This window comes from Planktotalea sp., assembly GCF_050633725.1.
Taxonomy (GTDB): domain Bacteria; phylum Pseudomonadota; class Alphaproteobacteria; order Rhodobacterales; family Rhodobacteraceae; genus Planktotalea.
This window is the reverse complement of the sequence record NZ_JBOEHB010000002.1, coordinates 13,589-38,364: the sequence shown is the minus strand read 5'-3', so window position 1 is coordinate 38,364 and position 24,776 is coordinate 13,589. Positions and strand designations below refer to the sequence as shown.

Genomic DNA, 24,776 nt, shown 5'->3' with positions numbered 1-24,776 from the left:
GAGACGCAAACCCGTTATGGCATCCGCGCCCCGATTGGTTAGTGATTTGCAATGCTGCAAACCAACGTTCGAGGGGTATATAGGGAGCGCAAAAGGGTGCTGCAAGCGTTGCAATGCAACTCATTTTGCGATTTTCCTGCTCTGTGGCAGAATTTTCGTCTTGAAGGTGAATAAGGGGTTAATTGAGCGGTGGAAAAGCTGAACATTCGCGGCTTCGAAATCTACAAGTCGTTGCTCTCGCAGGAGGCGCAGCAGGCTTTGGTTAAAGCTGTGCGCGGCGTAGTAGAAGTTGCACCGATGTTTTCTCCTATGACCCCATATGGAAAGCCGATGCGGGTCAAGATGACCTCGGCTGGGCAGTTTGGCTGGGTCTCTGATCGCACCGGCTATCGCTACGAGCAAAAGCACCCAAACGGAAATGCTTGGCCAGCAATTCCCGAACCGATCTTAGATATTTGGAATGAGGTGAGTGGGTCGGCGCGCGCGCCTGAATGCTGTTTGATCAACTACTACGGTGAAGACGCACGCATGGGGATGCATCAGGACCGCGACGAAGGGGATTTCTCTCAGCCCGTTGTTTCCATTTCTCTTGGCGACGATGGTTTGTTTCGCATTGGCAATCTAGAGCGTGGCGGCAAAACGGACTCGATTTGGCTAAGTTCTGGTGATGTCGTTGTAATGGGCGGCGACGCGCGTTTGACGTATCACGGGGTTGATCGCATCCGCTTTGGCTCGTCACGTTTGTTGGCAAAAGGCGGTCGGCTAAATCTGACATTGCGTGTCGTGCGCTAGTTTAGAAAATCACGCGTCGCCGAAAGCTGATCAAAACTTTCGAGCTCATCAGAAATCCAATCGCGCAAGCATTTTACTGCGGAGGTCGTTTCTAGCCCGAGCGGGCAAGCCAAACGATAGCTCGCCGGAACACGAAGGCTCTGGGCAAAGGGGGCTACCAACAATCCCTCCTTCAATGAACGCTCTGTGATCGAGGCACGCCCAAGCAATACACCGCCGCCAGATAAGGCGAGGTCCGTGGCATGGTCCGCTTGGGAAAAGCGAGGGCCTTGTTTAATCGCGAATTTCATATCCATTGCATCGAACCATGTGGCCCATCCGTCCCAGTTTGGGAGAAAATCAAGACTGCTGTCATGAATAAAAGGAAGCGTCAGCAAATCCTCTGGCGTTTCGATCGCGTGGGCAAGATTAGGGTGCATCATTGGCGTTACCCATTCGCGCACAATAACCTCGTTAAACTGACCGGCTGTGTCATCAGTGCCAAAGCGGATCGCGACATCAATTTCATCGCGCGTGAAATCAAGCAGCCGCAGAGTTGCCGCAAAGCGAAGCTCTAGATCTGGATTGGCTTGGGCAAATGTGAAAAGGCGCGGCGCGAGCCATTTTGCAGTGAAAGCGGGGCCAGCGGTGATCGTTAGGCTGGATGCCGTGATGCGCCGCCGAACAGCGCTCCAAGCGCGCGACAGAGTGCCAAGTCCTTCTGCAACTTCTGGATAAAGAGTTGCACCGATTTCTGTTAGATCAACTGCCCGATTGCGCCTGTGAAAGACAGGTGCACCAAGATGTTCTTCCAAGGAGCGGATTTGAAAAGAAAGCGCAGCGGGCGTGACGTTCAACTCTTCCGCAGCTGCGGCAAAAGACAAATGCCGTGCGGCAGCTTCGAAGGCTCTGAGGGCGGTAAAGGGGGCGATGCGATCCATTTTTTACACAAGATTTTCTTAACTGGCTGTCGCAAAGCTCTCGTTTGTCAGGGGTGAAGTCAATGATCATATTGGATTCAGACGCGAAATGCAGAGAATTTGAACTTCGAAGGAAAGAAAATGTTCATTGAAAATTCAAACACCCCAGCGGGACAACCAAACTACGAAGAACGCGCGCGCTATGAGCGCAGCGCCGTGTTTCATACGGGCTTGGCACGCCTCGTTCGGATCTTTCACCCGAAATCGACTCGGCCCTGATGGTCGGGTGGAGTGAGCGAATACACTGACGGGGCGTGCGCTACTGGCGCGCGCTCCAGCTGGCAGATGCGTGTTTGCGTGTGTAGAATTCGCCCATCATGCCAATGACCAACAGAATAACTCCGACGTAGAACGCATATTCCCACGAAGAATTGCGCGGTGCGTAATTCACAAAGGCATATCCACGCGATTGGTCGATGCAATGAAACAGTGGGTTCCAGTCAAACATCGTCAACAACTGCGGTGTCAGGGTATTGGCCACAAACATTTTGCCCGAAGCAATCATGTTCGCGCGTTGGTAAATCGTAGAGAGTAGCGATGACAGGCCCGGTGACCATGGCTTGATCGCGAGAAACACCATGCCGACGGCTACTGCGGTAAACCACGCCAAGATGATCATGAACATCACGCCCGTGACGCTTTGAATTTCGAACGGTGTGACAAGAACGTGGTAGGCGAACATGATCACAACAAGCGACAGCATTTGAATATAGAGCTGGCTGAGCGCGGCAGCGGCAATCGAAATCGAGGTGTTCATTGGGGCATGCTTCATCATCGGAGATGCTGGTCCCTCAGAACCGGATACAGCCGCGACCGTTTTGATATGGGTCATGAACAGGAAAATGCCTGTCATAATGTAAACCATGAAGTCACCACGCAGAACCGCGCCGCGCAGGCCAAGAATCGAGAACATGAAATAGAACGCGAGAACAAAGATGATCATTTGCATTAAATTCATCACGATACTCATCAACGCATTGCCATGCGTTTTGCGGATCGTTCGCACGATATTATGGTAAACGAGCTCATTGAAGGTCAGGATTTTCCTGAACGTGGTCTCGCGTTTTCGTACTTGAAACATGTTTACTCTGCCTGATGCCGAACGAATTGTTTGAAGATTATTGCCGTTCTCGCAGCTACATATCATAAGAGGCGTAGATATTTTATCAACATTATCGAACGATATTAGGCAAGGATCGGGCAAATGGACTACAAACAGCTAGAAGAAACGATGCGTCGATTGGCGCTCGCGGCGGGCGATGTCATTATGGACATCTATGGTCAGGACGATTTCGATGTAAAATCCAAGTCGGACGACAGCCCTGTAACGGCTGCGGATGAAGCAGCAGACAAACTGATCTCGGCAGGTCTTCGCGAAACGTTCCCGGACGTCATGCTTGTTACCGAAGAGCAGTCGGATTCCCATAAAACATCAGGCGAGACGTTCCTGATTGTGGATCCTTTGGATGGTACGAAAGAATTCATTCACCGCCGCGGTGATTTCACTGTGAACATCGCTTTTGTTGAGAACGGTGTACCAACGCGCGGTGTTGTTTATGCGCCTGCGAAAAAGCGTATGTTCTACACCCGAGCGGATGGACAGTCGATCGAAGAGACTGGTCCTTTGCACCCGGATGTTGTCGGTCAGCAAAATGTCATTGGCGTGAGCAAACCAGACAACAAAGCGCTATTTGTTGTGGCCTCGAAATCCCATCGCGATCAAGCGACGGACGATTACATCAACAAGTACCAAGTGCGCGACATGAAGAGTGCGGGTTCTTCTCTTAAGTTTTGCCTGATTGCGACGGGCGAAGCGGACATCTACCCGCGTGTTGGCCGCACGATGGAGTGGGACACCGCCGCGGGCCATGCTGTTCTAACCGGCGCTGGTGGGCGTGTGGTGCGTTTCGATAACCATGAAGACCTGCGGTATGGCAAAGACGATTACGCGAACCCGTTCTTTATCGCCTATTCTCCTGATGTTGAGCTGAAAGAAGCGTAAGTGTCTGTTCTGATTGTCATTCCCGCACGCTATGCATCAACGCGCTATCCTGCAAAGCCTCTAGCAGCGCTGAAAGGTGCGAGCGGTCAATCCCGCTCGCTTATCCAGCGCGCTTGGGAAGCGGCAAGTGCTGTAAGCGGGGTGGATCGCGTTGTCGTTGCCACGGATGATGATCGGATCAAAGCGGCAAGCGAGGCGTTCGGCGCTGAGGTCGTTATGACACCTGATACTTGTTTTAACGGAACAGAGCGTTGCGCAGCGGCCTATGAGGCGCTGGGCAGCGATGCGGAAATTGTGGTGAATTTGCAAGGTGATGCGCCGCTAACACCACATTGGTTTGTTGAAGATCTGGTGAGCGCTATGAAAGCTGCGCCAGAGGCGGATATTGCGACCCCAGTTTTGCGCTGTGATGGGCGCGCTTTGAACGGGTTTCTCGCTGATCGCAAAGCGGGGCGCGTTGGTGGCACCACCGCTGTTTTCGATGCCAATATGCGCGCGATGTATTTCTCGAAAGAAGTCGTGCCATTCACATCTGAAACCTACGACGATGCCACTGAAACCCCAGTTTTCCATCATGTTGGTGTTTATGCTTACCGGCCGAGCGCATTGGCGGCCTATCCCAGCTGGCCCATCGGTCCGCTCGAACAGCTCGAAGGTCTTGAGCAGCTCCGCTTTATGGAGCAAGGCGGAACAGTTCGATGCGTTGAAGTAGACGCTCGTGGAAAGCAATTTTGGGAGTTGAACAATCCCGAAGATGTCCCTGTGATCGAGCGCATGATGCTGGAGATGGGGATTGAATGAACGCCCCTTCGGTCTCTGTCATTGTTGTCAGCCGAGGCCGCGCTGCTGATCTCCCACTCTGTCTGATTGGCATCACGCAACTTGATTATCCAACGTTTGAAGTGGTTCTTGTTGCGGACAAGGACGGGCTCGAAGCTGCGCGCTCATTGTCTTTTTATGACGATCTTAAAGTCGTTCAGTTCGATGAAGCTAATATTTCGAAGGCTCGCAATCTCGGGATAGAAATCGCGGCTGGTGAAATCATAGCCTTTATCGACGATGATGCTGTCCCGGAGCCGAGTTGGTTAACTTATCTTGTCGAAGGTTTTAGCGAAGCAGATGTCGCGGCCTCGGGCGGGTTTGTCATTGGTCGCAACGGGATAAGCTTTCAGTGGAAGGCGCGCACCGTAAATTGCCTTGGCGTTGCAAGTGCATTGGGTGTTGATGAGAGCAATACGAACCTTTTGTCGCCTCAAAACGGCCAGGCGATAAAGACTGAAGGAACGAACATGGCGCTGCGGCGTGATGTGATTGCGAAGATGGGTGGGTTTGATCCGGCCTTTAAGTTTTTTCTTGATGAAACTGATGTGAACTATCGCCTTATGGGGCAAGGATTCCGAACGGCAATTTCTCCGTTGGCGATTGTTCATCACGGATACAAAGCGAGCGCGACACGCCGTCGTGATCGCGCTCCTACTGATCTGTTTGAAATTGCGGCGAGTTCGGTAATCTTTCTACGCAAACACGCACCAGTCGATAGGCATGCAAGTGCGATGGCCTCTTTTCGCGAAGAGCAACGGCGCAGAGTGCTTGGCCATATGGTGCGTGGTGCGATTGAGCCGAGCGAAGTTAAGCGCCTACTAAGATCATTTGATGAAGGTGCTAAGGAAGGGGCGATACGTAGTATTCAGCCGCTGCCTGAAATTTTTGAGGCGCAAAAAGGGCTGAAGTCTTGGCGAAGTGTGTTTTCCGGCACTCATTTTGTTGCGTCTGGGCGGCCTTCCGCACGCGAGTCGTTGTTAGCAGAAGCGGCGAGCGCCGTTAAATCGGGAAGACGTGCCTCACTTTTCATATTTTCAAGCGGAGCACGTGCACATTCCGTGCGATTCACGCGCCAAGGCGTTTGGGTTCAATCGGGCGGTCTTTTTGGCCGAAGCGTGCGGAGCGGGCGCAGAATTTCTATTGTGTCGCGCGCGCGAAGGCTCTCCCTAGAGTTGAGTAGACTTGCCAAACTTCGTGATTTTTGACTATAGCTTGCTCAATATGCTAAATTTTGGAAACAAAAACTTTAAAAACCGTCGAATGGACATGATTTAGGCCCAATTCCATATTAGGAGCATGGCAAGTAGATAATAATGTTTGAACTCGAGGACGAGAGCGATGCGTAACAAAGTAACGAAGGCGATTTTTCCAGTAGCAGGTCTAGGCACACGGTTTCTTCCGGCAACGAAATCTGTACCTAAAGAGATCATGACGTTGGTGGACCGACCGCTCATTCAATATGCCATTGATGAGGCGCGTGCGGCTGGCATCAAGGAATTTATCTTTGTTACTTCGCGCGGCAAAGGTGCGCTTGAAGACTATTTTGACCATTCGCCTCAGCTTGAGAACGAGCTTCGCAAAAAGGGCAAGCAAGAGCTGCTTGATATTCTAAAAACCACCAATATGGATAGCGGCGCGATCGCCTACATGCGCCAGCACAAGGCGCTTGGCCTTGGCCATGCGGTTTGGTGTGCGCGTCGGTTGATCGGCAATGAACCGTTTGCTGTAATCCTGCCGGACGATGTGATTGCAGCTGAAAAGCCATGCTTGCAGCAAATGGTAGAAGCATACGAAGAAACAGGCGGTAACATGGTTGCCGCAATGGAAGTCCCCGCTGCAAAAGCCTCTTCCTATGGTGTGTTGGACATTAAGGAAGACATGGGATCAATGGTTTCGGTCAATGGCATGGTTGAAAAGCCAGCACCTGGCACAGAGCCCTCTAATCTTGCTGTAATCGGCCGCTATATCCTGTCGCCAAATGTTTTGAAGAATTTGAACAAAATCAAATCCGGCGCAGGTGGTGAAATCCAGTTAACAGACGCGATCGCGCAGGAAATCGGAACAGAGCGGGAAGTGTACGGTTATCGCTTCCGCGGCCAGCGCTTCGATTGCGGATCTAAGTCGGGCTTCTTGCAAGCGACTGTGGCCTTCGGCTTGTCTCGCGATGATCTGCGCGATGATTTGCATTCCTATCTCACTGATGTGATGGCAACTGACAAAGCAGCCCAGTAGGAGCGGCAGTGAGCGAGGGTCTCAAGTGACACGCGCGCACAGCATTTCTGAAAATGAACGGCCTATCTGCCTTGACCTAACCCGTTTGCTCAGTCGAACGGGTTTGGTTCACACTGGGGTGGATCGGGTGGAATGGGCCTATCTTGAATGGTGCCTAAGTTTAGATCGGGCGATCTACGGTCTGTTCCGCAGCGCATTTGGCTATGTGCTTTTGGATCGCTCAGGCCTTGCGTTCGCGCATCAGCACCTAAGAGCAGCGGATTGGGGTGATCCTGATTTGCTGTCCCGATTTGCTCTAAAGCTTAGTCCCCAACGGCGCGCGGCAGAAACGGCGCTGCGCAAACGAGCCATTGCTCGTTCCACACCGGCGCGTCTCGCGCGGATGCTGCGGCGTGCTTTTCCTGACGATGTTCTTTACCTCAACACAGGGCATAGCAATCTAACGCGCCGTGTCTTTGGTGCGTTCAAATCGTTGAAGACGGCGCAATGCGTTGTTCTTATTCACGATATGATCCCGCTGGATTGGCCAGATCATCAACGTGATGGCACGGTTGAAGCCTTTGAAAAGCGTATGCGTATCGTGTCGCAATATGCCGACGCTTTGATCTGTAATTCACAACAAACCCGCGCTGACGCAGAGCGACATATGACCCGCTTTGGGCGCGTGCCCGATGCGATTGTCGCGCATCTTGGTGTTGATATTCCGAACACTCCTGATGTTCGCTTGCCCGATGTTCCCGCGCCTTATGTCATTTCGATTGGTACGATTGAGCCACGCAAGAACCACGCGTTCTTGCTGGATCTCTGGGAGGATTGGAGCGGCTCTAGCGAAAGCTCTCCGCCGTATTTGGTGATTTGTGGCAATCGTGGCTGGAAGAATGAAGATGTGTTCGCGCGTCTGGACGGTGTCAAAGCGAGCGGTTTACCCATTTTAGAGTTCAACGGCCTTGATGATGCGCAGATGATGGGGCTGATGAAAGGCGCGGAAGCCGCGCTGTTCCCAAGCTTGGCTGAAGGCTATGGTTTGCCCCAAGTCGAAGCCTTTGCTTTGGGCGTTCCCGTCATTTGTGGCGATCTGGACATATATCGCGAAGTTCTAGGAGAATTCCCCGTTTACGCAGAGACCTCGAATGCCTATGTTTGGCGCACCGAGATTGAAAAACTGCTGCAAAAAGATAGCGATGATCGAGGTAGAGTAGGTAATGATCAGGCCCGATTTACACCGCCGCAGTGGGCTGCACATTTTAACCTCGTGTTGAAACACTTTGGTTAAGCGGAACAGCGCGGTTGATAGGGTTATGAGGAGGCAGAGCACACGTGGGCATCGTCAGGTCATATAGGCTTCGGCTGCAACGCAAGCGTTGGCGCATTCGTGCGTTCCGCAAGCGTCGCGAGTTGCAACCAATCCGCAATCGTACCAGCCAGATCAAACCAGGTGACATTTTCCTGTTTTCCACGATGCGCAACGAACATGTGCGTTTGCCATACTTCCTCAAGTATTACCGCGACATGGGCGTGAACCACTTTTTCATTGTGGACAATGATAGCAATGATGGCGGGCTTGAGTATCTCGCGGATCAGCCTGATGTTTCTGTTTGGCACAGTCGAAGCAGCTATAAGAAATCGCGTTATGGTGTGGATTGGCTGAACTGGTTGCAGTTGCGTTATGCGCATGGGCACTGGTGCTTGACCGTTGATCCGGACGAGTTTTTCTTGTTCCCGTTCTGCGATACGCGTCCGATCCGCGCTTTGACTGATTGGCTTGATGCATCCTCGATCAAATCCTTTAGTGCAATGCTTTTGGATATGTACCCGAAGGGCCGCATTGACGCCGAGCCATACATGCCCGGGCAAAACCCGATTGATACGGCGTGCTGGTTTGATGCAGGCAACTACACGATTGAAAAGAACAAAAAACTCGGAAACCTTTGGATTCAAGGGGGACCGCGCGCGCGTGTGTTCTTTAGTGATGAGCCAGAGAAAGCGCCTGCGCTTAACAAAATTCCGCTGGTGAAATGGGATCGCAAGTACACTTACGTCAGCTCTACCCATAACCTTTTGCCACGTGGCTTAAACCTCGTTTACGATGAATGGGGTGGTGAGAAAGCGTCAGGTGTGTTGCTTCACACGAAGTTCCTGAACACGTTCACCGAAAAGGCGCAGGAAGAGCTAGAGCGTAAGCAGCATTATTCAGCCAGCGTTGAATACCAAGCCTATGCGGAGCGTTTGGCGGAGAACCCTGAACTCTGGTGCAAGTGGTCAGAAAAATACATCAACTGGCGCCAACTTGAAATTCTGGGTCTTATGTCCAAAGGGAACTGGGCATGAGTGTTGGTATCGTCATGCTGGTTCACACGGCCCTTGGCCGCGCTGAACAAGTTGCTCGTCATTGGGCAACGGCGGGGTGCCCTGTCGTTATTCATGTCGACAAGAAGGTGGACCGCAAGACTTACCAAGAGTTTCAAGCGTCCATGCAAGACGTACCAGAGATTGATTTTTGCAAGCGACATTATTGCGAATGGGGCGGTTGGGGCATAACGGCGGCAACGCAGGTTGCTTCTGAAAAAATGCTCGCGCAATTTACAGATGTGCGCCATGTTTTTCTGGCTTCGGGATCGTGTCTGCCTTTGCGTCCCGTGCGTGAGCTAATTGAATATCTCGACGCACGTCCGCGCACTGATTTTATCGAATCCGCAACGACGTCTGATGTTCCGTGGACAGTTGGCGGTCTTGATATTGAACGCTTTACCATGCGGTTCCCGTTCTCTTGGAAAACGCAACGCCGCCTGTTCGATAAATATACCGCATTGCAGCGCCGTATTGGGCTAAAGCGGCGCATTCCCAAAGGTATCGTGCCTCATATGGGATCGCAGTGGTGGTGCCTGACCCGTCAAACGTTGTCTGCGATCTTGGAAGACCCAGAGCGCGCAACTTATGATCGGTATTTTCGAAAAGTATGGATCCCTGACGAGAGCTATTTTCAAACGTTATCTCGACAGTATTCTTCAAACATCGAGAGCCGCTCTTTGACCTTGTCCAAGTTTGATTTCCAAGGCAAGCCGCATATTTTCTATGACGATCACTTGCAGCTATTGCGCCGTTCAGATTGTTTTGTAGCACGCAAAATTTGGCCGCATGCCAATCGGGTCTATAACGCGTTCTTGACTGACGAAGACGGTGCAATGAAGCGCGCCGAGCCTAATCCTGGGAAGATAGACCGCATTTTCGCCAAAGCGGTCGAGCGCCGTACGCGCGGTCGTGCGGGTTTGGTGATGCACAGCCGTTTCCCGAACGAAGGCTGGGAAAACGGTCTGACTTGCTCCAATTATTCTGTGTTTCAAGGCTTCACAGAGCTGTTTGAAGATTTTGAACCTTGGTTGTCCAAGGCTACGGGAACGCAGGTTCACGGCCATCTTTTTTCGCCAGAACGCGCTGAGTTTTCAGGAAATCAAAAGGTGATCAACGGCGGCTTAAGTGATGATCCTAACCTGCGTGACTACAATGGCGCGGCGTTCCTTACGAACCTGATTTGGAATACGCGCGGCGAAAGACAGTGCTTTCAGTATGGGCCGATGGATAGTCAGAAGATTAGCACAAAGATCAGCAAAGATCCGAATGCGCAGGTGTCTGTTATAAGTGGTGCTTGGGCCGTACCTTTGTTTCGTGCCAATCACAATTTTTCTGACCTGCGCCGCGAAGCTGCGCGTCTGCAAAAGATCGAAAACAAGTTTCTTTACAAACTGCGTAGTCCAAATGCGAAAGCGCGCATTCGGATTTGGACAATGGCAGAGTTTATCGAAAGCCCTATGGAGCCGCTTCAAACGATCATCGACGAGATCGGCAACGCCCCGCAACGTCGTTTATCAGAGGTTCCGAAAATGGCCGACTTAAAAGGCTTTGGGCAGTTTTTGCAAAACCTTAAGAACCAAGGGATGCATCCGCATCTTATGGGTGATTTCCCAATCAATGATGGTCCTGCTGTGTCCATTCAGAAACCGCGCAAGCCATATTTGGTAAAGTAAATCATGAGTGAACACTTCGACTACTTCATCGTCTTTGCAGAAATGCGGACGGGCTCGAACTTCCTTGAAGCGAATTTGAACGCAATGGATGGAGTCACGTGTCATGGTGAAGCGTTCAATCCGCATTTTATCGGCTTTCCGAATAAAACCGAGATTTTGGGCGTAACGCGGGAGATGCGTGAAAGCAGCCCGGTCCAGTTGATCGAAACGATTAAGAAGTTTTCAGATGGTTTAGGTGGGTTTCGCTATTTTCACGATCATGATCCTCGCGTCATGGATATTGCCCTGGACGATCCGCGTTGCGCGAAGATTATTCTGACGCGCAATCCGCTTGAAAGCTATGTGTCTTGGAAAATCGCGCAGGAAACAGGTCAGTGGAAACTGACGAACGTCAAACGCCGGCGCGAAGCGAAAGCGACGTTTAGTGCTGCTGAATTCGAGACGCATGTAGAAGAGTTGCAAGAGTTTCAGGTCACTCTGCTCAATCGCCTTCAAGCAACGGGCCAAACGGCCTTCTATGTTGCATATGAAGACCTTCAAAGTGTTGAGGTCATGAACGGATTGGCGACTTATCTAGACATCGAAGCGCGCCTTGACAGTCTAGATGATTCACTCAAGCCTCAGAACCCTGTTGCTTTGGAGGAAAAGGTAGAAAACCGCGGTGATTTAGAACGTGGTCTGGCGCGACTTGATCGCTTCAATCTTTCGCGCACTCCAAATTTCGAACCACGTCGAGGGCCCGTTGTTCCAAGTTATATCGCAGCCGCGAAATCCCCTCTTTTGTATTTACCGATAAGGTCTGGACCTGAGGCGCTGGTGCAAAGCTGGCTCGCATCCTTGGATGGAACAACGGTCGATGGGCTTCAAACAGGTTTCAATCAAAAGACCTTGCGGCAATGGAAGCGCGACCATCTTGGGCACCGCACGTTTACGGTGCTACGCCATCCAGTTGCGCGATTGCATGACGCGTTCTGCACTAAAATTCTGACAACTGGCGCAGGAAGTTTTAGCAAAATCCGCAATACCTTGCGCCGCTTTCACAAGTTGCCAATCCCGGGCCAAGAGCCAGGTGGCAATTGGCATATTGCAGCTCATCAAGAGGCTTTCATAGCGTTTGCACAGTTTGTGAAGATGAACCTATCAGGCCAAACATCTATCCGCGTTGACGCGCATTGGTGCAGCCAATCGCAGGCGATTTCTAATATGGGTGAGTTTGCCCTTCCGGATATGGTGCTGCGCGAAGATCAATTGCCTGAGATGCTCCCGATGCTCGCAAAATCAGCGGGATGCGAGCAAGAGAGTGATCTTGATTTGGTCGAAGACCAGCCGCTCTTCTTTGATCTGGCGGATGTCTATAATGACGACATCGAAAAAGCGGTTCATGATGCTTATCAGCGCGATTATCTCATGTTCGGTTTCTCGCGCTGGGCCTGATTTGGCTGCACGTCGCTCTATTGATCTGAGCGAAGATAAGGCATCAGCGCAGCGCGTAGCTCATCTGAGATTGGCTGTGATTGATTGTTTGGGCTAATGTAAACCAGCGTCGATTTCGCAGTTAGGCGTGTAACGCCGCCACAATGCGCATGAAACTCCAAACCAATACTGCTGCTTCCGATCTTGGTAAGCTGCAAGTCGATCACCATTGCATCGCCGTGTTTGCTGGGGCTGGCAAAGTGCGCTTCGATCTGAACCGTTGGGACACGCCCGATCTCGTGGATTTCTTCGAAAGCAAAGCCAATGTCGGCAAAGAAGGCTTCGACACAATCATTAAGCATTTCAAAATAGCGGGGATAAAACACGATGCCGGCGGGATCACAGTGTTTGAACAGAATTTTTTGCGGAAATTCATAGATCATTGAAACGCGCCCTTTAAACATTGCGTTGTAGAAAGTTTGCGCCTGTTAGCAGGCTATTGCCTTACTCAAAAGGCTTCGCTTACGAAAATTCCTGCACCAATCAAGAGAGTGAGGCCAATCAGCAATCTACGGAACATGTCATCATTCAACCGATTAAAGACAAAAATCCCAATTTGTGCGGCGATCATCCCGATGGGGATGGTGATGAACAAGGCTTTGACGGATGTGTCATCATAGGCACCCTTAAAAAACAGCAGAACGATTGTCGTGCTAAGAATGACAACGTTGAAGGGCTGTAGCACCGCACGCGTTTCTGCCTTTGGCCATGGGCGCAGCGACAGCCAAATGACGGGAAGTGCGCCAGATACAGACGCAGCGCCGCCTAACACGCCACCGATGAAGCCAACGCAGCTGTCGATGATAGGCGTTCGCCGTGAAAATGCCGGTAGTGATTTGCGTAAACTGAAATAGCCACCGTATATGATAAGCAGCGCAGCTATCGCGATACGCAATGCGCCTGCGTCGATTGCCGAAAGCAAGGCAAGTCCTATCGGAACACCCGCGAGGCCGGGTATGAGGAACCTGAGCAATCGGATCGGGTTGGCGCGAATTTCACGGCGCACGACCCATAATCCTTGAAGCCCAGCCAGAACGGACATCAAAGCGACGATTGCCACGGCGCTGATCGGGGGCAAAACGAGCAAGTAAAAGCCCAGCGCAAACAGCGCGGTGCCTGTGCCTGCGAGGCCGTTTATGAAACCACCCGCAGCAGCGCCTAATGTGAGAAAAAGCGCGACCTCAAAGCTCATTAGGAATCGCTTCCATTCACAGGGTGCTGCGCCTGAACGACGTTTGAGAGAGCGGCAAAAACCTCGTCAATGACTCGCATTTTCAACTGGTTCTTATGATAGGCCAGACCCAAAGAGCGAACAGGCGCTTCGGCACCGAGGGAAATTCTTTTTACAGGCATACGATTGAGCGGCTTCACCGCGAGATTGGGTACAATCGACACGCCAAGATTAGAGTGGACCATGCTGGCAATCGCCTCTGGGCTATCAAGCTCCATCGTTTCAGAGACGCGGATTTGATTGGTTCGCAGCCAGTTGTCGATCAATGCGCCGAGAACCGCATTTCGATTGAAACGAATAAAGGGACGCGAGGTCAAAAGGACGATCGGATCGGTCTCGGTTTCCTCGGTGGCTGCGATTAGCTCCATTGGCTCGTGGCATAATTCTCGAAATTGAATATCGACCGGCAGCAAGTGTGGTTTGGTGATGATCGCCGCGTCGAGAGTTCCTCTTTCGATATCTGTCAAAAGCGCTTCGGTTAACCCCGGTCTGATATGAAGGGTGAGATCGGGGTAGTGCTTCGTCAACCGCGCCATTGCTTGCGGGGTAAGTCCCGTCAACGTTGTGCGCAGCGCGCCCAAGGTAAGAGTTCCGCTCAGCCCATCATCTGCGAGTACCGAGGGTACCAGATTGTCGTAGTCCGCGATGAGTTTGCGTGCATTTCGGACGATTTCATGGGCAATTGGCGTTAGTTCGGGCGTGCGTGTCTCGCGATTGAATAGGGCAATGCCCAAGTTTGCCTCTAGGGTCTGCATTTGCTGACTCACCGCGGCATGGGTCACATGCACGACATCTGCGGCAGCACTGAACGTGCGCGTATCTGCAATCGCAACAAGAGTTCGCAATAGCCTGATTGTCATGGACACTCACCCAGGAATTAGAAAGTTTTTCTTACAAGATTTGTTAATTGATTTTACTATAATAAAGAAATTCTTACTGCTACAAATTTCTCGACGATCTAACAACAATTGGCGTAACTGCTGCAGTTGCCGACTACGCCAAGCGTGGTTCAACTCTGGTCTGAGCACTGCCGTAGAGGCGACGTTTGGTGGCATTCAGCGCGCTAAAGACTAGGAAAGGTCATACGATGCGTGCAGCTGTCGTTCGAGAATTCAACGAAGACCTGTCGATAGAAACCGTCGCTGATCCGACTTGCCCAGATAATGGCGTGGTGCTGGAGGTTGCGGCTTGTGGTGTGTGTCGATCGGATTTTCATGGCTGGGTTGGGGGGCACCCCAAGGTGGTGAATGGCTCAATCATGGGGCACGAATATTGTGGCACCGTTGTTGAAGCGGGGGCGCAGGCAAAACACAAAATCGGCGACAAGTTGATCGCACCCTTTATCTTGGGATGCGGTGATTGTCCTGCTTGCCAGACGGGTACATCCAATGCGTGCGAAAGCGCAATTGTGCCCGGCTTTGGTGCGCCTGGTGCCTATGCCGAATATGTGGCTGTTCCGTTTGATCATAACCTAGTTCACTTACCCGAAACGCTTTCTCCCGCGCTTGCCGCGGGCCTTGGGTGCCGTGTGACAACGGCGTGGCATGCATTGACGGATCGCGCCAATGTACGCGCCGGTGAATGGGTTGCTGTACATGGGACTGGCGGTATTGGCCTATCTGCATTGCTACTAGCGAAAATGCTTGGTGCGCGCGTTGTTGTTGTCGATGTGGTCGAGGAAAAACTGACTCATGCCAAACAACTTGGTGCTGACGCTGCGGTAAATGCACTGGAAACAGATGTACCAGAAGCGATCCGAGAGATAACAGGCGGCGGCGCGCAGGTTTCACTAGAGGCGCTAGGTATTGAAGCGACGACAAATGCTTCGGTCGAGTGTCTCGCTACGCTTGGTCGGCATGTTCACGTTGGCATGCCAGCAGGGGATGGCGTGATGTCGATAAATATGCGTGCGATCTATTCCAAACAATTGGCGTTTTATGGAACACGCGGCATGCCTGCTTGGAAGTATCCGTCACTATTGGGAATGATAGAACGCGGTGAGGTCGATCTGACCCCGATGCTGGATCGCGTTGTGCCCTTGTCTGCGGCGAGCGCTGAGCTTCGCGCGATGAAGGGACCAACGCGGCCCGGAACTGCGGTGATCACCGACTTTACGAGATAAAAAAGGCGCTTTCGCATTTTACTGCAAAAGCGCCTATGCTTGTTTTCGAGGCCTTAAACCATCGCTGGGATGACTTGATCCGGTGGACGGTGACCGTCGTCGAAAGTTTTGATGTTCAGTACGACGCGATCACCCATTTCTTGGCGCGCCTCGACTGTTGCTGATGCCATATGCGGCAGAAGAACGACGTTGCTCTGGGGCGTCAGGTCGATCCCCTCGCCATCGTTTTCGTGCTCAAAGACGTCCAATCCAGCACCTGCGATCTCTTTATCATTCAACATGCGCTTAAGGGCGTTTTCGTCGATGATTTCGCCGCGCGCCGTATTCACAATCACTGCGTCTGATTTCATCGATTTCAGGCGTTTCGCGTTCATCAGGTGATATGTTTCCGCGGTGTGGGAGCAGTGAATGCTGATTACATCCATGCGCTTGACCATTTCGTCCAAATCTTCCCAATAGGTTGCTTCGAGCGGTTCTTCGATTGCAGGGCGCTGACGTTGGCGGCTGTGGTAATGTACTTGCATCCCAAATGCGTTTGCACGTTTGGCGACTGCTTGGCCGATCCGACCCATGCCAACAATGCCCAAACGCTTGCCAGAAATGCGACTGCCGAGCAGGGCCGTTGGTGACCAACCTTGCCATTCACCAGACTTCATATGCGCGATGCCATCGCTCATGCGGCGCGTCACAGAGAGGATCAGTGCCATGGTCATATCAGCGGTGTCTTCGGTCAGAATGCCAGGTGTGTTGGACACAAGAATGCCGCGTTGACGCGCTGTGTGAACATCGATGTGATCCACGCCAGCCCCATAGTTGGCAATCAGCTTAAGGCGCTCGCCCGCTTGGCCAATGAGGCCGGAATTGATGCGATCGGTGAGCGTTGGGACAAGAACATCACAATTCTTGACTGCTTCCACCAATTCAGCCCGTGTCATTGGCTCGTCTGTGTCTCGCAAGGAAACATCGAAAAATTCACTTAATCGTTTCTCAACTGGCTCGGGTAAGCGCCGCGTGACAATTACCTTTAGTCGTGTAGATGGCATCAAGTGTTTCCTTCAGTCTTTAACAATCTGTTTTCGCCAGCCCAAGTATGGCCGTTCAGGGAGACGTGCTGTTTAAAAGTTAGGCAACTTTGTAGTTGGTTTCCATGCCTATTCGCAATGTGTGTTTCGCAACTTTGCGGCGATCAGTCACGTCGCGGAAGGACTGGCTCTGTTAACACCGTAGGTTTTTCTCTAAGCTCGGCTTAAACTTTGAAGGAAAAGAAAATGGTTCAAGACGTTGTAATTTTGGATGGTGCGCGCACAGCGATTGGCACGTTTGGCGGATCACTTGCAGGAACTGCGCCGACTGCGCTCGCGGCGGCGGTTGCACGAGAAGCTATCGCGCGCAGCTCCATTGATCCAAAGCTCGTTGGTCACTCGGTATTTGGTCATGTGATCAATACAGAGGGTCGCGATATGTATCTTAGCCGCGTCGCGGCTGTTGAAGCAGGCATCCCAATTGAAAGTCCGGCGCTAACGGTTAACCGGCTTTGCGGATCGGGCGCTCAGGCGATCGTTTCAGCTGCGCAGCATATTATGCTTGGCGATGTAGACTTTGCTTTGGCGGGTGGTGCCGAATGCATGTCGCGCTCGCCTTTTTCCAGCCAATCCCCGCGTTTTGGTCAGAAGATGGGCGATATGGCGATGACGGATATGATGATCGCGGCGCTGACCGATCCATTTGGAACGGGTCATATGGGCGTGACCGCTGAAAACGTTGCGGACGAGCATGGGATCACCCGAGAAGATCAGGATGCCTTTGCAGCGGAGAGCCAACGGCGCGCGTCTGTCGCTATCGAAGAAGGTCGCTTCAAAAGTCAGATTATGCCAATCGAAGTAAAGCGGCGACGCGAGTTGGTGCCCTTTGACACTGATGAACATCCAAAATCATCAACGACAGCCGAAAGCCTTGCGAATTTGCGCGCTGCATTTCGGAAGGATGGTTCTGTTACTGCTGGTAATGCGTCTGGTCTAAATGACGGCGCGGCGGCAATGGTTCTGGCATCCGCAGAGACGGCTGACAAAATGGGCCTCAAGCCACGCGCGCGGTTGCTTGGATACGCGCATTCTGGGGTGCGTCCCGAAGTTATGGGGATAGGGCCGGTGAGCGCGGTGACAAAATTGCTGAGCAACCTGAAAATGCAGGCTAGTGATTTTGATGTCGTCGAGTCCAACGAGGCGTTTGCGGCGCAGGCCTGTGCCGTCAACAAAGAGCTTGGCTTGGATGTGAGCAAGGTAAACCCAAATGGCGGTGCAATTGCGCTGGGCCATCCCGTTGGTGCAACGGGTGCGATCATTACAATCAAAGCGTTGAATGAACTGGAACGCGCTGGCGGTCGTTATGGTCTTGTGACGATGTGCATCGGTGGCGGACAGGGCATTGCACTGGCGATCGAAAACATCGCTTAAATCAAACAAATTGCAGCGGGGGCGATTGCCCTCGCTTCTTTTTAGATATCAGCAGCAACACGAAAGCCGCAATTTCCGGTAGAGCTATCTGGATCATTGGAGCTACGCGAGTGGACGTGATAACGATCACAATAACTGACATGGCATAGATGAGACCCGCCACGTTGGACCCGCCAATCTCCATTTTTCGGGCCAGTTGGATCAAACACAGGGCGTTTTGCGCTGCTGGGGATCGGGCCAAAGTAATCTTGAACCCATTCCCAAACATTTCCCGTCATGTTGTATAGGCCAAAGGTATTTGGTTCATACGCCGTAACAGGCGCAGTTCCCGTTCGAGAGAAGGCACCTGTGTTAGTCTTCGGGAAATCGCCTTGCCACGTATTCATCTGAGTTTCGCCATTCGGTCTAAACGCGTTCCCCCAAGGGAATTTAGCCTTTGCCAGTTTCCCACGTGCGGCACGTTCCCATTCGGCTTCTCGCGGTAATCTTAGCCCTGCCCATGTGCAATAGGCCAAAGCGTCTGACCAAGTGATATGGACGGCAGGATGGTCGGGAATGTCATGCCAGCTACTTTCTGGCCCACGTGGCGCCGCCCAATAAGCGCCATCTACTTTGCGCCACCAGGGCAGGCCGGGGGGCGAAATTTGCCATTTATTAGGTTGATCGAGGAATAGGTGAAACACAAAGCTCCAACCTTCGCGCTCAGCGACGGACACATAGCCTGTGTCGGACACAAATGCTGCGAATTGCGCGTTCGTGACCGAGTACGGGGATATCAGAAAGGACGATACTTTAACTTTAGCGCGTGGGCTGTCGAGATCCGCAGGAAACGTTGATTTTCGGGCACCCATCTCAAAGATTCCGCCGCGGATTTCTACGAGCGATTCACGCAATTTATCGCGAACCTCAGGAGATGCCTTAGGAACTGCCAAGGCAGCGTTGCGATAAATGTGATGCGGTGCCTGACCAGTTTCAGCGCTTCCTTTTGGGCAACATGCGCCGTCATTTAGTCCCATAAGATTGTCCTCAACGCTCAGCGCACTGACTTGTTCTTAGCGCCATTCTACATCGCCAAGGAATATATAACCTGCCCCATAAATCGTCTTGATCAGTTGCGGGTTCTTTGGGTCTTCGCGAAGCTTTGTGCGCAATCGTGAGATACGAACATCCATCGCGCGATCAAAACTCTCGCCTGCACCTCCCCCAAGCATGTCTTGCATTTGCGCGCGCGAAATGAGGCGTTTGGGACTTTCAAGGAAAAGACGCAGCACTTCACCTTCTGCATGACTAAACGTGGTTTCGCTGCCTTCATCGTCCTCTAACAGATAGCGATCGAAAAAAGCGGTCCATCCTGAAAAGCGAGCGGTGTTTGATGTGGCTTCAGCGGGTTTGCTCTTTCGCAGTCGCGCTCGAATGCGAGCTACAACTTCGCCTGGATCAAAAGGCTTAATGATATAATCATCTGCGCCTAGCTCAAGGCCAGTCACCTTGTCTTGCACCTGTGCGCGGCCTGAAATGATAATCACGATCGCGCCTTGTTCCAGTGCAAGCCGATGCACGAGCGTCAGCCCGTCTTTGTCAGGTAAAGAGAGATCAACCAAACACACATCAGGCGTCATTGTGCGCAGGGCGGCTTCGAATTCGCGGGCGCGTCCAAAGCTGAGGGTTTGAAAACCTGCATCCTCCAGCGTTTCGGTCAGAATTTCACGGATTTCAGGTTCATCGTCGAGGATTGTGACAAATGGTAGTTCGCTCATTGCGAGGTCTCCTTAAGGACAGCACTTGCAAGCGCGGCGCGCAGTGCATCCTCGGCGAATGGTTTGTGCAGAAACGCGCCTGAGCGAGCAGCGCTTTGATGTCGCGGATCGCTTGCAGGAAGCGATGTCATGAGCGTTGTGGGTAGATCCGTCAATTGTGCCAAATCAAGCCCGGTGCGAGCGCCGCTAAGTTGGATATCAGATAAAACATAAGCGATATCAGAGACAGTTTTGAGGAGCATTTCAGCTTCGTGGACGCTTGTGGCTTCCAGTACCAAGTGGCCCTGTGCGACCAACATATCGCGGATCGACATCCGCAGATCTTCACTGTCTTCCACAAGTAAAACAAGGCCGGGCGGCAATTGCGCATCAGCAGGGCGTAGCGGCAAGCGCAGCACAACATGCGCGCCGCCGTCATTGAATAAGCGCACGTCGCCGCCAGCGAGTTTGGTCATGTCATAGACCATCGCAAGACCAAGTCCTGAACCTTCTCCACCCTTGGTGGTAAAGAATGGTTGTGTGGCGTTTTTTAACGCTTTTTCGGTAAAGCCAGTGCCAGTGTCGGCAACTTCCAGCTCTAACCAAGTGTCTTGCAGCGCGCGCGCGCTAAGGGTGATTTGTCCACCGGGGGGCGTTGCATCGCGTGCATTCAGAATAAGGTTCAACAGGCTATCTTGCAGCATCCCCGCGTCGATGTTGAATGTACCGTCTTCAGTTTCTTGTTCGATCTTTAGCAGGTGATCTTGGCCTATCGTCGGGCTGGCCATGATCTGCAATTCGCTAAGAAAAGCCGACAATCGAATTGGCGCTGGGCGGAAATTGCGCGGGCCTGTCATGTCGGCGATGCGATGCAAGAGCCCACCACCGCGCCGTGCGGCAGACAAGGTTGCTGTAATTAGGGGATCTGCTTCGCTAGGCAGATTTTGCATGCGCTCCAGCTTGCTCTGCATCCCAAGGATAATGGTGAGAAGGTTTGAAAAATCATGCGCCAATCCGCTGGTCAGTTGCGCCGCCATTTCGCGGCGACGGGTTTGTTGCAAAGCAACGCGTGTTTGGGTTTCCTCAGTGATATCCATCGAAAGAACATAAACGCCCTGAACCGTCTTTGCGTCTACATCAGGGGTTAGCGCGACGCGAATACGGCGTGAGCTTGGTTCGTGCGTGAATTCAAAAACCGATGGCAGACCGTCAAAAGCGCGTTGAATATGCGGGCCGATGATGGCTTGTGTTGGTGCGCCAAGCGCCTGCGTCGTGGTGAGTCCGACGATTTCATCGGTGCTGCCGGGCATGACATCTTGCAATCGACGATTGGAAAAAGTGTAGCGTTCGTTCAAATCAATATGCGCGATATGGGCGGGCATCATTTGCGTTGTAAGGCGGGTGCGTTCTTCCATCTTCGTTAGTTGATGCTTGGCTTCTTCAAGAGCAGCATTGCTCGACGCCAGCGCACGGTTGGTCGAGGATAGCTCTTCCGAGCGAGCCAAAACCTGTTCGCTCAAAACCTCGGATCGCGCGCGCAGAAGGGCTTCTTGGCTCTTGATTTCTGTTATGTCTGTATAAACGGTAACCCAGCCACCTTCCGGAAGGGGCGCACCCTCGACGCTAATGACGCGTCCGTTTGCGCGGGTGCGTTCCATATAGTGCGCTTCGAAGTTGAGAGCCAAGTTAACCCGTGTCTTTGCAAAATCTTCAATGTCATCGACGACGCCATATTCGCCACCTTCCGCGAGATAGCGAATAACGCTCTCAAAGCTAACGCCTGGCTCAACAAGCGCGTTTGGAAGATTGAACATCTGCTGCATCGGGCGGTTGATAAGCACCAAACGTAATTCGGAATCGAAAATCGACATGGCTTGTTGAATGAAATTCAAGCCAGCTGCGATCATCGCGTCGTGGGTGTCAGTGCGCTTCATATTCCAAGCGTTACCACCGGAAAGAGGGGTGCGAAAAGCCCCGAGCAAGCATTGTTACAATTCGTTAGGATTCAGAAAACTTGCAGAAAAAGTTGACGTTCAAGAATTTGCTGGCACGGTATGGCAAACGAGTCGCGACAGGCGACTTGGCGCGTCTACTAGCGTGCATTGGGAGGAGAAATCATTGTCACAAACGTCGGAAGGCGTTGACGGACTCACGTCCGTTCCAGCGCTATTGCATCGAAACGCCACCAAGTTTGGCGACAAAGCCGCTTACCGTGAAAAAGAATTCGGTATTTGGCAAAGTTGGACTTGGGCGGAAGCTGAAAAAGAGATCGAAGCGCTTGCGCTCGGGCTTTTAAACCTTGGTGTGAATGAAGGCGACTTTGTTGCAGTGATCGGCCGCAACCGCCCTTATCTATATTGGTCTATGGTTGCAGCACAATCTGTTGGCGCTGTTCCTGTGCCTCTTTATTCCGACGCGGCTGCCGAAGAAATGCAGTACGTCCTCGATCATTGCGGCGCGCGTTTTGTGATCGTTGCCGACCAAGAACAAGTCGATAAAGTTATCGAGGTGCAGGACGATCTGCACCAATTCGAACATCTGATTTACCTCGATCCGCGCGGTCTGCGTAAGTATGACCATACAACGCTGCATCAGTTCTCCCATGTGCAAGACCAAGGCCGCGCGGCTTATGATGAATACATCAAAGAGTTGAACCGCCGCCGCGACGCGTTGAGCTACGACAACACCTGCGTGATGCTCTATACCTCTGGTACAACAGGCAAGCCTAAAGGCGTTGTTCTGAGCAACCGCAACATCATCGAAGTCGCGCGCAGCTCGTCCGAGTTTGATAAGCTGAGCGCTGGCGAAGATATCCTCGCTTACCTGCCGATGGCATGGGTTGGTGACTTTATCTTCTCGCTTGGTCAAGCGTATTGGACTGGTTTCTGCGTCAACTGCCCCGAGAGCGAAAGCACAATGATGACCGATCTTCGCGAGATCGGCCCGACCTACTACTTCGCCCCTCCGCGTGTTTTTGAAACCCAGCTCACCAATGTGATGATCCGCATGGAAGACGCGGGTAATTTCAAGAAAAAGATGTTCCACTATTTCATGGAGCACGCGCGCAAAGTTGGCCCTGATATCCTCGACGGTAATTCCGTTAGTGGCATGGACAAGTTGAAATATGCGCTGGGTAATATGCTGGTCTATGGCCCGCTGAAAAACACGCTCGGCTTTAGCCGTGTGCGCGTTGGCTATACCGCTGGTGAGGCGATCGGCCCTGAGATTTTCAGCTTTTACCGCTCTCTCGGGATCAATCTGAAGCAGCTTTACGGCCAGACCGAAGCGGGTGTTTTCATCACGCAGCAACCTGACGGCCAAGTGCGTGCAGATACGGTTGGCGTGCCTAGCCCCGGCGTTGAAGTGCGCATTGGCGACAATGGCGAGGTCTTCTATCGCAGCCCCGGCACATTTGTTGAGTACTACAAGAACCCTGAAAGCACCGCTGACACCAAAGATCCGGAGGGTTGGGTCGCAACGGGCGATGCGGGCTTCTTTGAGGAAGATACAGGCCATCTGCGCATTATCGATCGCGCAAAAGACGTGGCTAAAATGGCAGGCGGCGAAATGTTCGCGCCGAAGTATGTTGAGAACAAATTGAAGTTCTATCCCAACATCCTTGAGACTGTCGTTTTCGGTGCTGGCAAAGAATACTGCACAGCCTTCGTGAACATCGATCTCAACGCGGTTGGCAACTGGGCCGAGCGGAACAACATTGCTTATGCGTCCTATCAGGAACTCGCGGGTCACCCGAAGGTTCTGGACACGATCCAAGAGCATGTTGAGACGGTCAACAAATCCGTTGCCGAAGATCCGATGTTGTCTGCGTGCCAGGTTCACCGCTTCCTCGTGCTTCACAAGCAGCTCGATGCGGATGACGGCGAATTGACCCGTACACAAAAGGTGCGCCGCAAGATCATTGGCGAGAAGTTCGAAGATCTGGTGACCGCGCTTTATGACGGTTCATCTGAAATCTACACCGAAACAGAAGTCACCTATGAAGACGGCCGCAAGGGTCAAATCACGGCGACACTGGAAATTCGCGATGCGAAGGTTGTCCCTGTGACCACCTCCAAGATTGCTGCTGAATAAGGAACGTATGATGCTGGATAACGCAGAAGGATACGTCACCGAGGATGGCCGCACGATTGGCGGCGTGGTGATGGAAATGAAAAACATCACACTGCGCTTTGGCGGTGTGGTTGCGATCAAGGACATCAGCTTTGACATCCGTCAGGGCGAAATTCGTGCCATTATTGGCCCGAACGGTGCTGGTAAATCCTCGATGCTGAACGTGATCTCGGGCTTTTATGTGCCCCAAGAAGGTCAGGTGATGTTCCAAGGCAAGCCGCGCCCGCAGATGAAGCCTTACGAGGTTGCTCAACAGGGCATCGCACGGACATTCCAGAACATTGCTTTGTTTGAAGGTATGACCGTTTTGGACAACGTTATGACGGGCCGTTTGAACAATATGAGTTCAGGTTTGCTGGCGCAGTCCATTTGGAAGGGCAAAGCAGAGCGCGAAGAAGTTGAGAACCGCGAGAAGGCGGAGCAAATCATCGACTTCCTCGAAATCCAAGCGATTCGCAAAACGCCAGTTGCGCGTTTGCCTTACGGTTTGAAGAAACGCGTCGAACTTGCGCGCGCACTTGTGTCAGAGCCGTCCATCCTGCTGCTCGATGAGCCGATGGCAGGTATGAACGTTGAGGAAAAAGAGGACATGTCCCGCTTTATCCTTGATGTGAACGACGAATTCGGCACGACAATCGCCCTGATCGAGCACGACATGGGCGTTGTTATGGACCTATCCGACCGCGTTGTTGTGATGGATTACGGCAAGAAGATCGGCGACGGCACGCCAAACGACATCCGCAACAACCAAGCTGTTATCGACGCGTATTTGGGGGTGGCACATGACTAATTTCATCCTCA

22 protein-coding genes are annotated in these 24,776 nt (G+C 52.2%); 13 read left to right on the top strand and 9 right to left on the bottom strand.

All coding sequences use genetic code 11. The features are described 5' to 3' along the window. Positions 1–189 precede the first annotated feature (189 nt). Positions 190–792, top strand: a complete 603-nt coding sequence (locus tag ACRBCU_RS02375) for an alpha-ketoglutarate-dependent dioxygenase AlkB family protein (protein WP_431363761.1) — start codon at positions 190–192, stop codon at positions 790–792. Here the strand turns inward: ACRBCU_RS02375 and gcvA are convergent. Together gcvA and ACRBCU_RS02365 are read right to left on the bottom strand one after the other, a co-directional pair. Further along, on the bottom strand, positions 789–1,712 hold the full coding sequence (gcvA, locus tag ACRBCU_RS02370; RefSeq protein WP_431363760.1) for a transcriptional regulator GcvA: 924 nt from the start codon (positions 1,710–1,712) through the stop codon (positions 789–791). The two genes, ACRBCU_RS02375 and gcvA, sit on opposite strands and share 4 nt — an antisense overlap. 298 nt (positions 1,713–2,010) lie before the next feature. Then, complete coding sequence (locus ACRBCU_RS02365; RefSeq protein WP_431363759.1) at positions 2,011–2,832, bottom strand: ABC transporter permease; 822 nt, start codon at positions 2,830–2,832, stop codon at positions 2,011–2,013. Positions 2,833–2,955: 123 nt separating this feature from the next. On the opposite strand from ACRBCU_RS02365, the gene cysQ reads away from it, so the two are divergent. The 8 genes from cysQ (at position 2,956) to ACRBCU_RS02325 (ending at position 12,263) form a co-directional block, all read left to right on the top strand. After that, positions 2,956–3,753: a 3'(2'),5'-bisphosphate nucleotidase CysQ gene (gene cysQ / locus ACRBCU_RS02360; RefSeq protein WP_431363758.1), complete on the top strand. Its 798-nt coding sequence runs from the start codon at positions 2,956–2,958 to the stop codon at positions 3,751–3,753. Then, on the top strand, positions 3,754–4,554 hold the full coding sequence (locus tag ACRBCU_RS02355; RefSeq protein WP_431363757.1) for a 3-deoxy-manno-octulosonate cytidylyltransferase: 801 nt from the start codon (positions 3,754–3,756) through the stop codon (positions 4,552–4,554). Beyond that, positions 4,551–5,780 carry a glycosyltransferase family 2 protein gene (locus tag ACRBCU_RS02350; protein WP_431363756.1) on the top strand — a complete coding sequence of 410 codons (1,230 nt, stop codon included), beginning with the start codon at positions 4,551–4,553 and terminating at the stop codon, positions 5,778–5,780. Before ACRBCU_RS02355 ends, ACRBCU_RS02350 begins: the two co-directional genes overlap by 4 nt. A gap of 133 nt (positions 5,781–5,913) precedes the next feature. Next, entirely contained in the window at positions 5,914–6,807 is an 894-nt protein-coding gene (galU, locus tag ACRBCU_RS02345) for a UTP--glucose-1-phosphate uridylyltransferase GalU (RefSeq protein ID WP_431363755.1), read from the top strand. Positions 6,808–6,832: 25 nt separating this feature from the next. After that, positions 6,833–8,080 (top strand): glycosyltransferase family 4 protein, encoded by a 1,248-nt coding sequence (locus ACRBCU_RS02340; RefSeq protein WP_431363754.1) that lies wholly within the window; start codon positions 6,833–6,835, stop codon positions 8,078–8,080. 44 nt (positions 8,081–8,124) lie between these two features. Next, positions 8,125–9,135: a glycosyltransferase family 2 protein gene (locus ACRBCU_RS02335; protein ID WP_431363753.1), complete on the top strand. Its 1,011-nt coding sequence runs from the start codon at positions 8,125–8,127 to the stop codon at positions 9,133–9,135. Further along, positions 9,132–10,829: a beta-1,6-N-acetylglucosaminyltransferase gene (locus ACRBCU_RS02330; protein ID WP_431363752.1), complete on the top strand. Its 1,698-nt coding sequence runs from the start codon at positions 9,132–9,134 to the stop codon at positions 10,827–10,829. The genes ACRBCU_RS02335 and ACRBCU_RS02330 overlap by 4 nt, the downstream gene beginning before the upstream one ends. Positions 10,830–10,832: 3 nt before the next feature. After that, a complete protein-coding gene (locus ACRBCU_RS02325) occupies positions 10,833–12,263 on the top strand; it encodes a nodulation protein NodH (protein ID WP_431363751.1) in 1,431 nt (476 codons plus the stop codon). 17 nt (positions 12,264–12,280) lie between these two features. Here the strand turns inward: ACRBCU_RS02325 and ACRBCU_RS02320 are convergent, their stop codons facing one another. The 3 genes from ACRBCU_RS02320 to ACRBCU_RS02310 all read right to left on the bottom strand — a co-directional run bounded on the left by ACRBCU_RS02320 (position 12,281) and on the right by ACRBCU_RS02310 (position 14,393). Next, a complete protein-coding gene (locus ACRBCU_RS02320; protein ID WP_431363750.1) occupies positions 12,281–12,685 on the bottom strand; it encodes an acyl-CoA thioesterase in 405 nt (134 codons plus the stop codon). 65 nt (positions 12,686–12,750) lie between these two features. Continuing rightward, positions 12,751–13,494, bottom strand: a complete 744-nt coding sequence (locus ACRBCU_RS02315; RefSeq protein WP_431363749.1) for a sulfite exporter TauE/SafE family protein — start codon at positions 13,492–13,494, stop codon at positions 12,751–12,753. Beyond that, positions 13,494–14,393 carry a LysR substrate-binding domain-containing protein gene (locus ACRBCU_RS02310; protein WP_431363748.1) on the bottom strand — a complete coding sequence of 300 codons (900 nt, stop codon included), beginning with the start codon at positions 14,391–14,393 and terminating at the stop codon, positions 13,494–13,496. The genes ACRBCU_RS02315 and ACRBCU_RS02310 overlap by 1 nt, the downstream gene beginning before the upstream one ends. Positions 14,394–14,620: 227 nt before the next feature. Here ACRBCU_RS02310 and ACRBCU_RS02305 point away from each other — a divergent pair, with 227 nt between their 5' ends. Continuing rightward, positions 14,621–15,655, top strand: a complete 1,035-nt coding sequence (locus tag ACRBCU_RS02305) for a zinc-binding dehydrogenase (protein WP_431363747.1) — start codon at positions 14,621–14,623, stop codon at positions 15,653–15,655. A 53-nt stretch (positions 15,656–15,708) separates the two neighbouring features. Here the strand turns inward: ACRBCU_RS02305 and ACRBCU_RS02300 are convergent, their stop codons facing one another. Then, entirely contained in the window at positions 15,709–16,698 is a 990-nt protein-coding gene (locus tag ACRBCU_RS02300) for a 2-hydroxyacid dehydrogenase (protein ID WP_431363746.1), read from the bottom strand. A gap of 225 nt (positions 16,699–16,923) precedes the next feature. Between ACRBCU_RS02300 and bktB the strand changes: the two genes are divergently transcribed. Beyond that, complete coding sequence (gene bktB, locus ACRBCU_RS02295; protein ID WP_431363745.1) at positions 16,924–18,108, top strand: beta-ketothiolase BktB; 1,185 nt, start codon at positions 16,924–16,926, stop codon at positions 18,106–18,108. A gap of 41 nt (positions 18,109–18,149) precedes the next feature. On the opposite strand, the gene ACRBCU_RS02290 is transcribed toward bktB, so the two are convergent. Genes ACRBCU_RS02290 through ACRBCU_RS02280 form a run of 3 tightly spaced genes read right to left on the bottom strand, consistent with a single transcriptional unit; the run spans position 18,150 to position 21,778 of the window. Next, positions 18,150–19,124: a formylglycine-generating enzyme family protein gene (locus ACRBCU_RS02290; RefSeq protein ID WP_431363744.1), complete on the bottom strand. Its 975-nt coding sequence runs from the start codon at positions 19,122–19,124 to the stop codon at positions 18,150–18,152. 36 nt (positions 19,125–19,160) lie between these two features. Continuing rightward, complete coding sequence (locus ACRBCU_RS02285) at positions 19,161–19,865, bottom strand: response regulator transcription factor (RefSeq protein ID WP_431363743.1); 705 nt, start codon at positions 19,863–19,865, stop codon at positions 19,161–19,163. Beyond that, on the bottom strand, positions 19,862–21,778 hold the full coding sequence (locus ACRBCU_RS02280) for a PAS-domain containing protein (RefSeq protein WP_431363742.1): 1,917 nt from the start codon (positions 21,776–21,778) through the stop codon (positions 19,862–19,864). The genes ACRBCU_RS02285 and ACRBCU_RS02280 overlap by 4 nt, the downstream gene beginning before the upstream one ends. Before the next feature lie 184 nt (positions 21,779–21,962). Between ACRBCU_RS02280 and ACRBCU_RS02275 the strand changes: the two genes are divergently transcribed. Beyond that, positions 21,963–23,936 (top strand): AMP-binding protein, encoded by a 1,974-nt coding sequence (locus ACRBCU_RS02275; RefSeq protein ID WP_431363741.1) that lies wholly within the window; start codon positions 21,963–21,965, stop codon positions 23,934–23,936. A gap of 10 nt (positions 23,937–23,946) precedes the next feature. After that, entirely contained in the window at positions 23,947–24,765 is an 819-nt protein-coding gene (locus ACRBCU_RS02270) for an ABC transporter ATP-binding protein (RefSeq protein WP_431363740.1), read from the top strand. Positions 24,766–24,776: the final 11 nt, after the last annotated feature.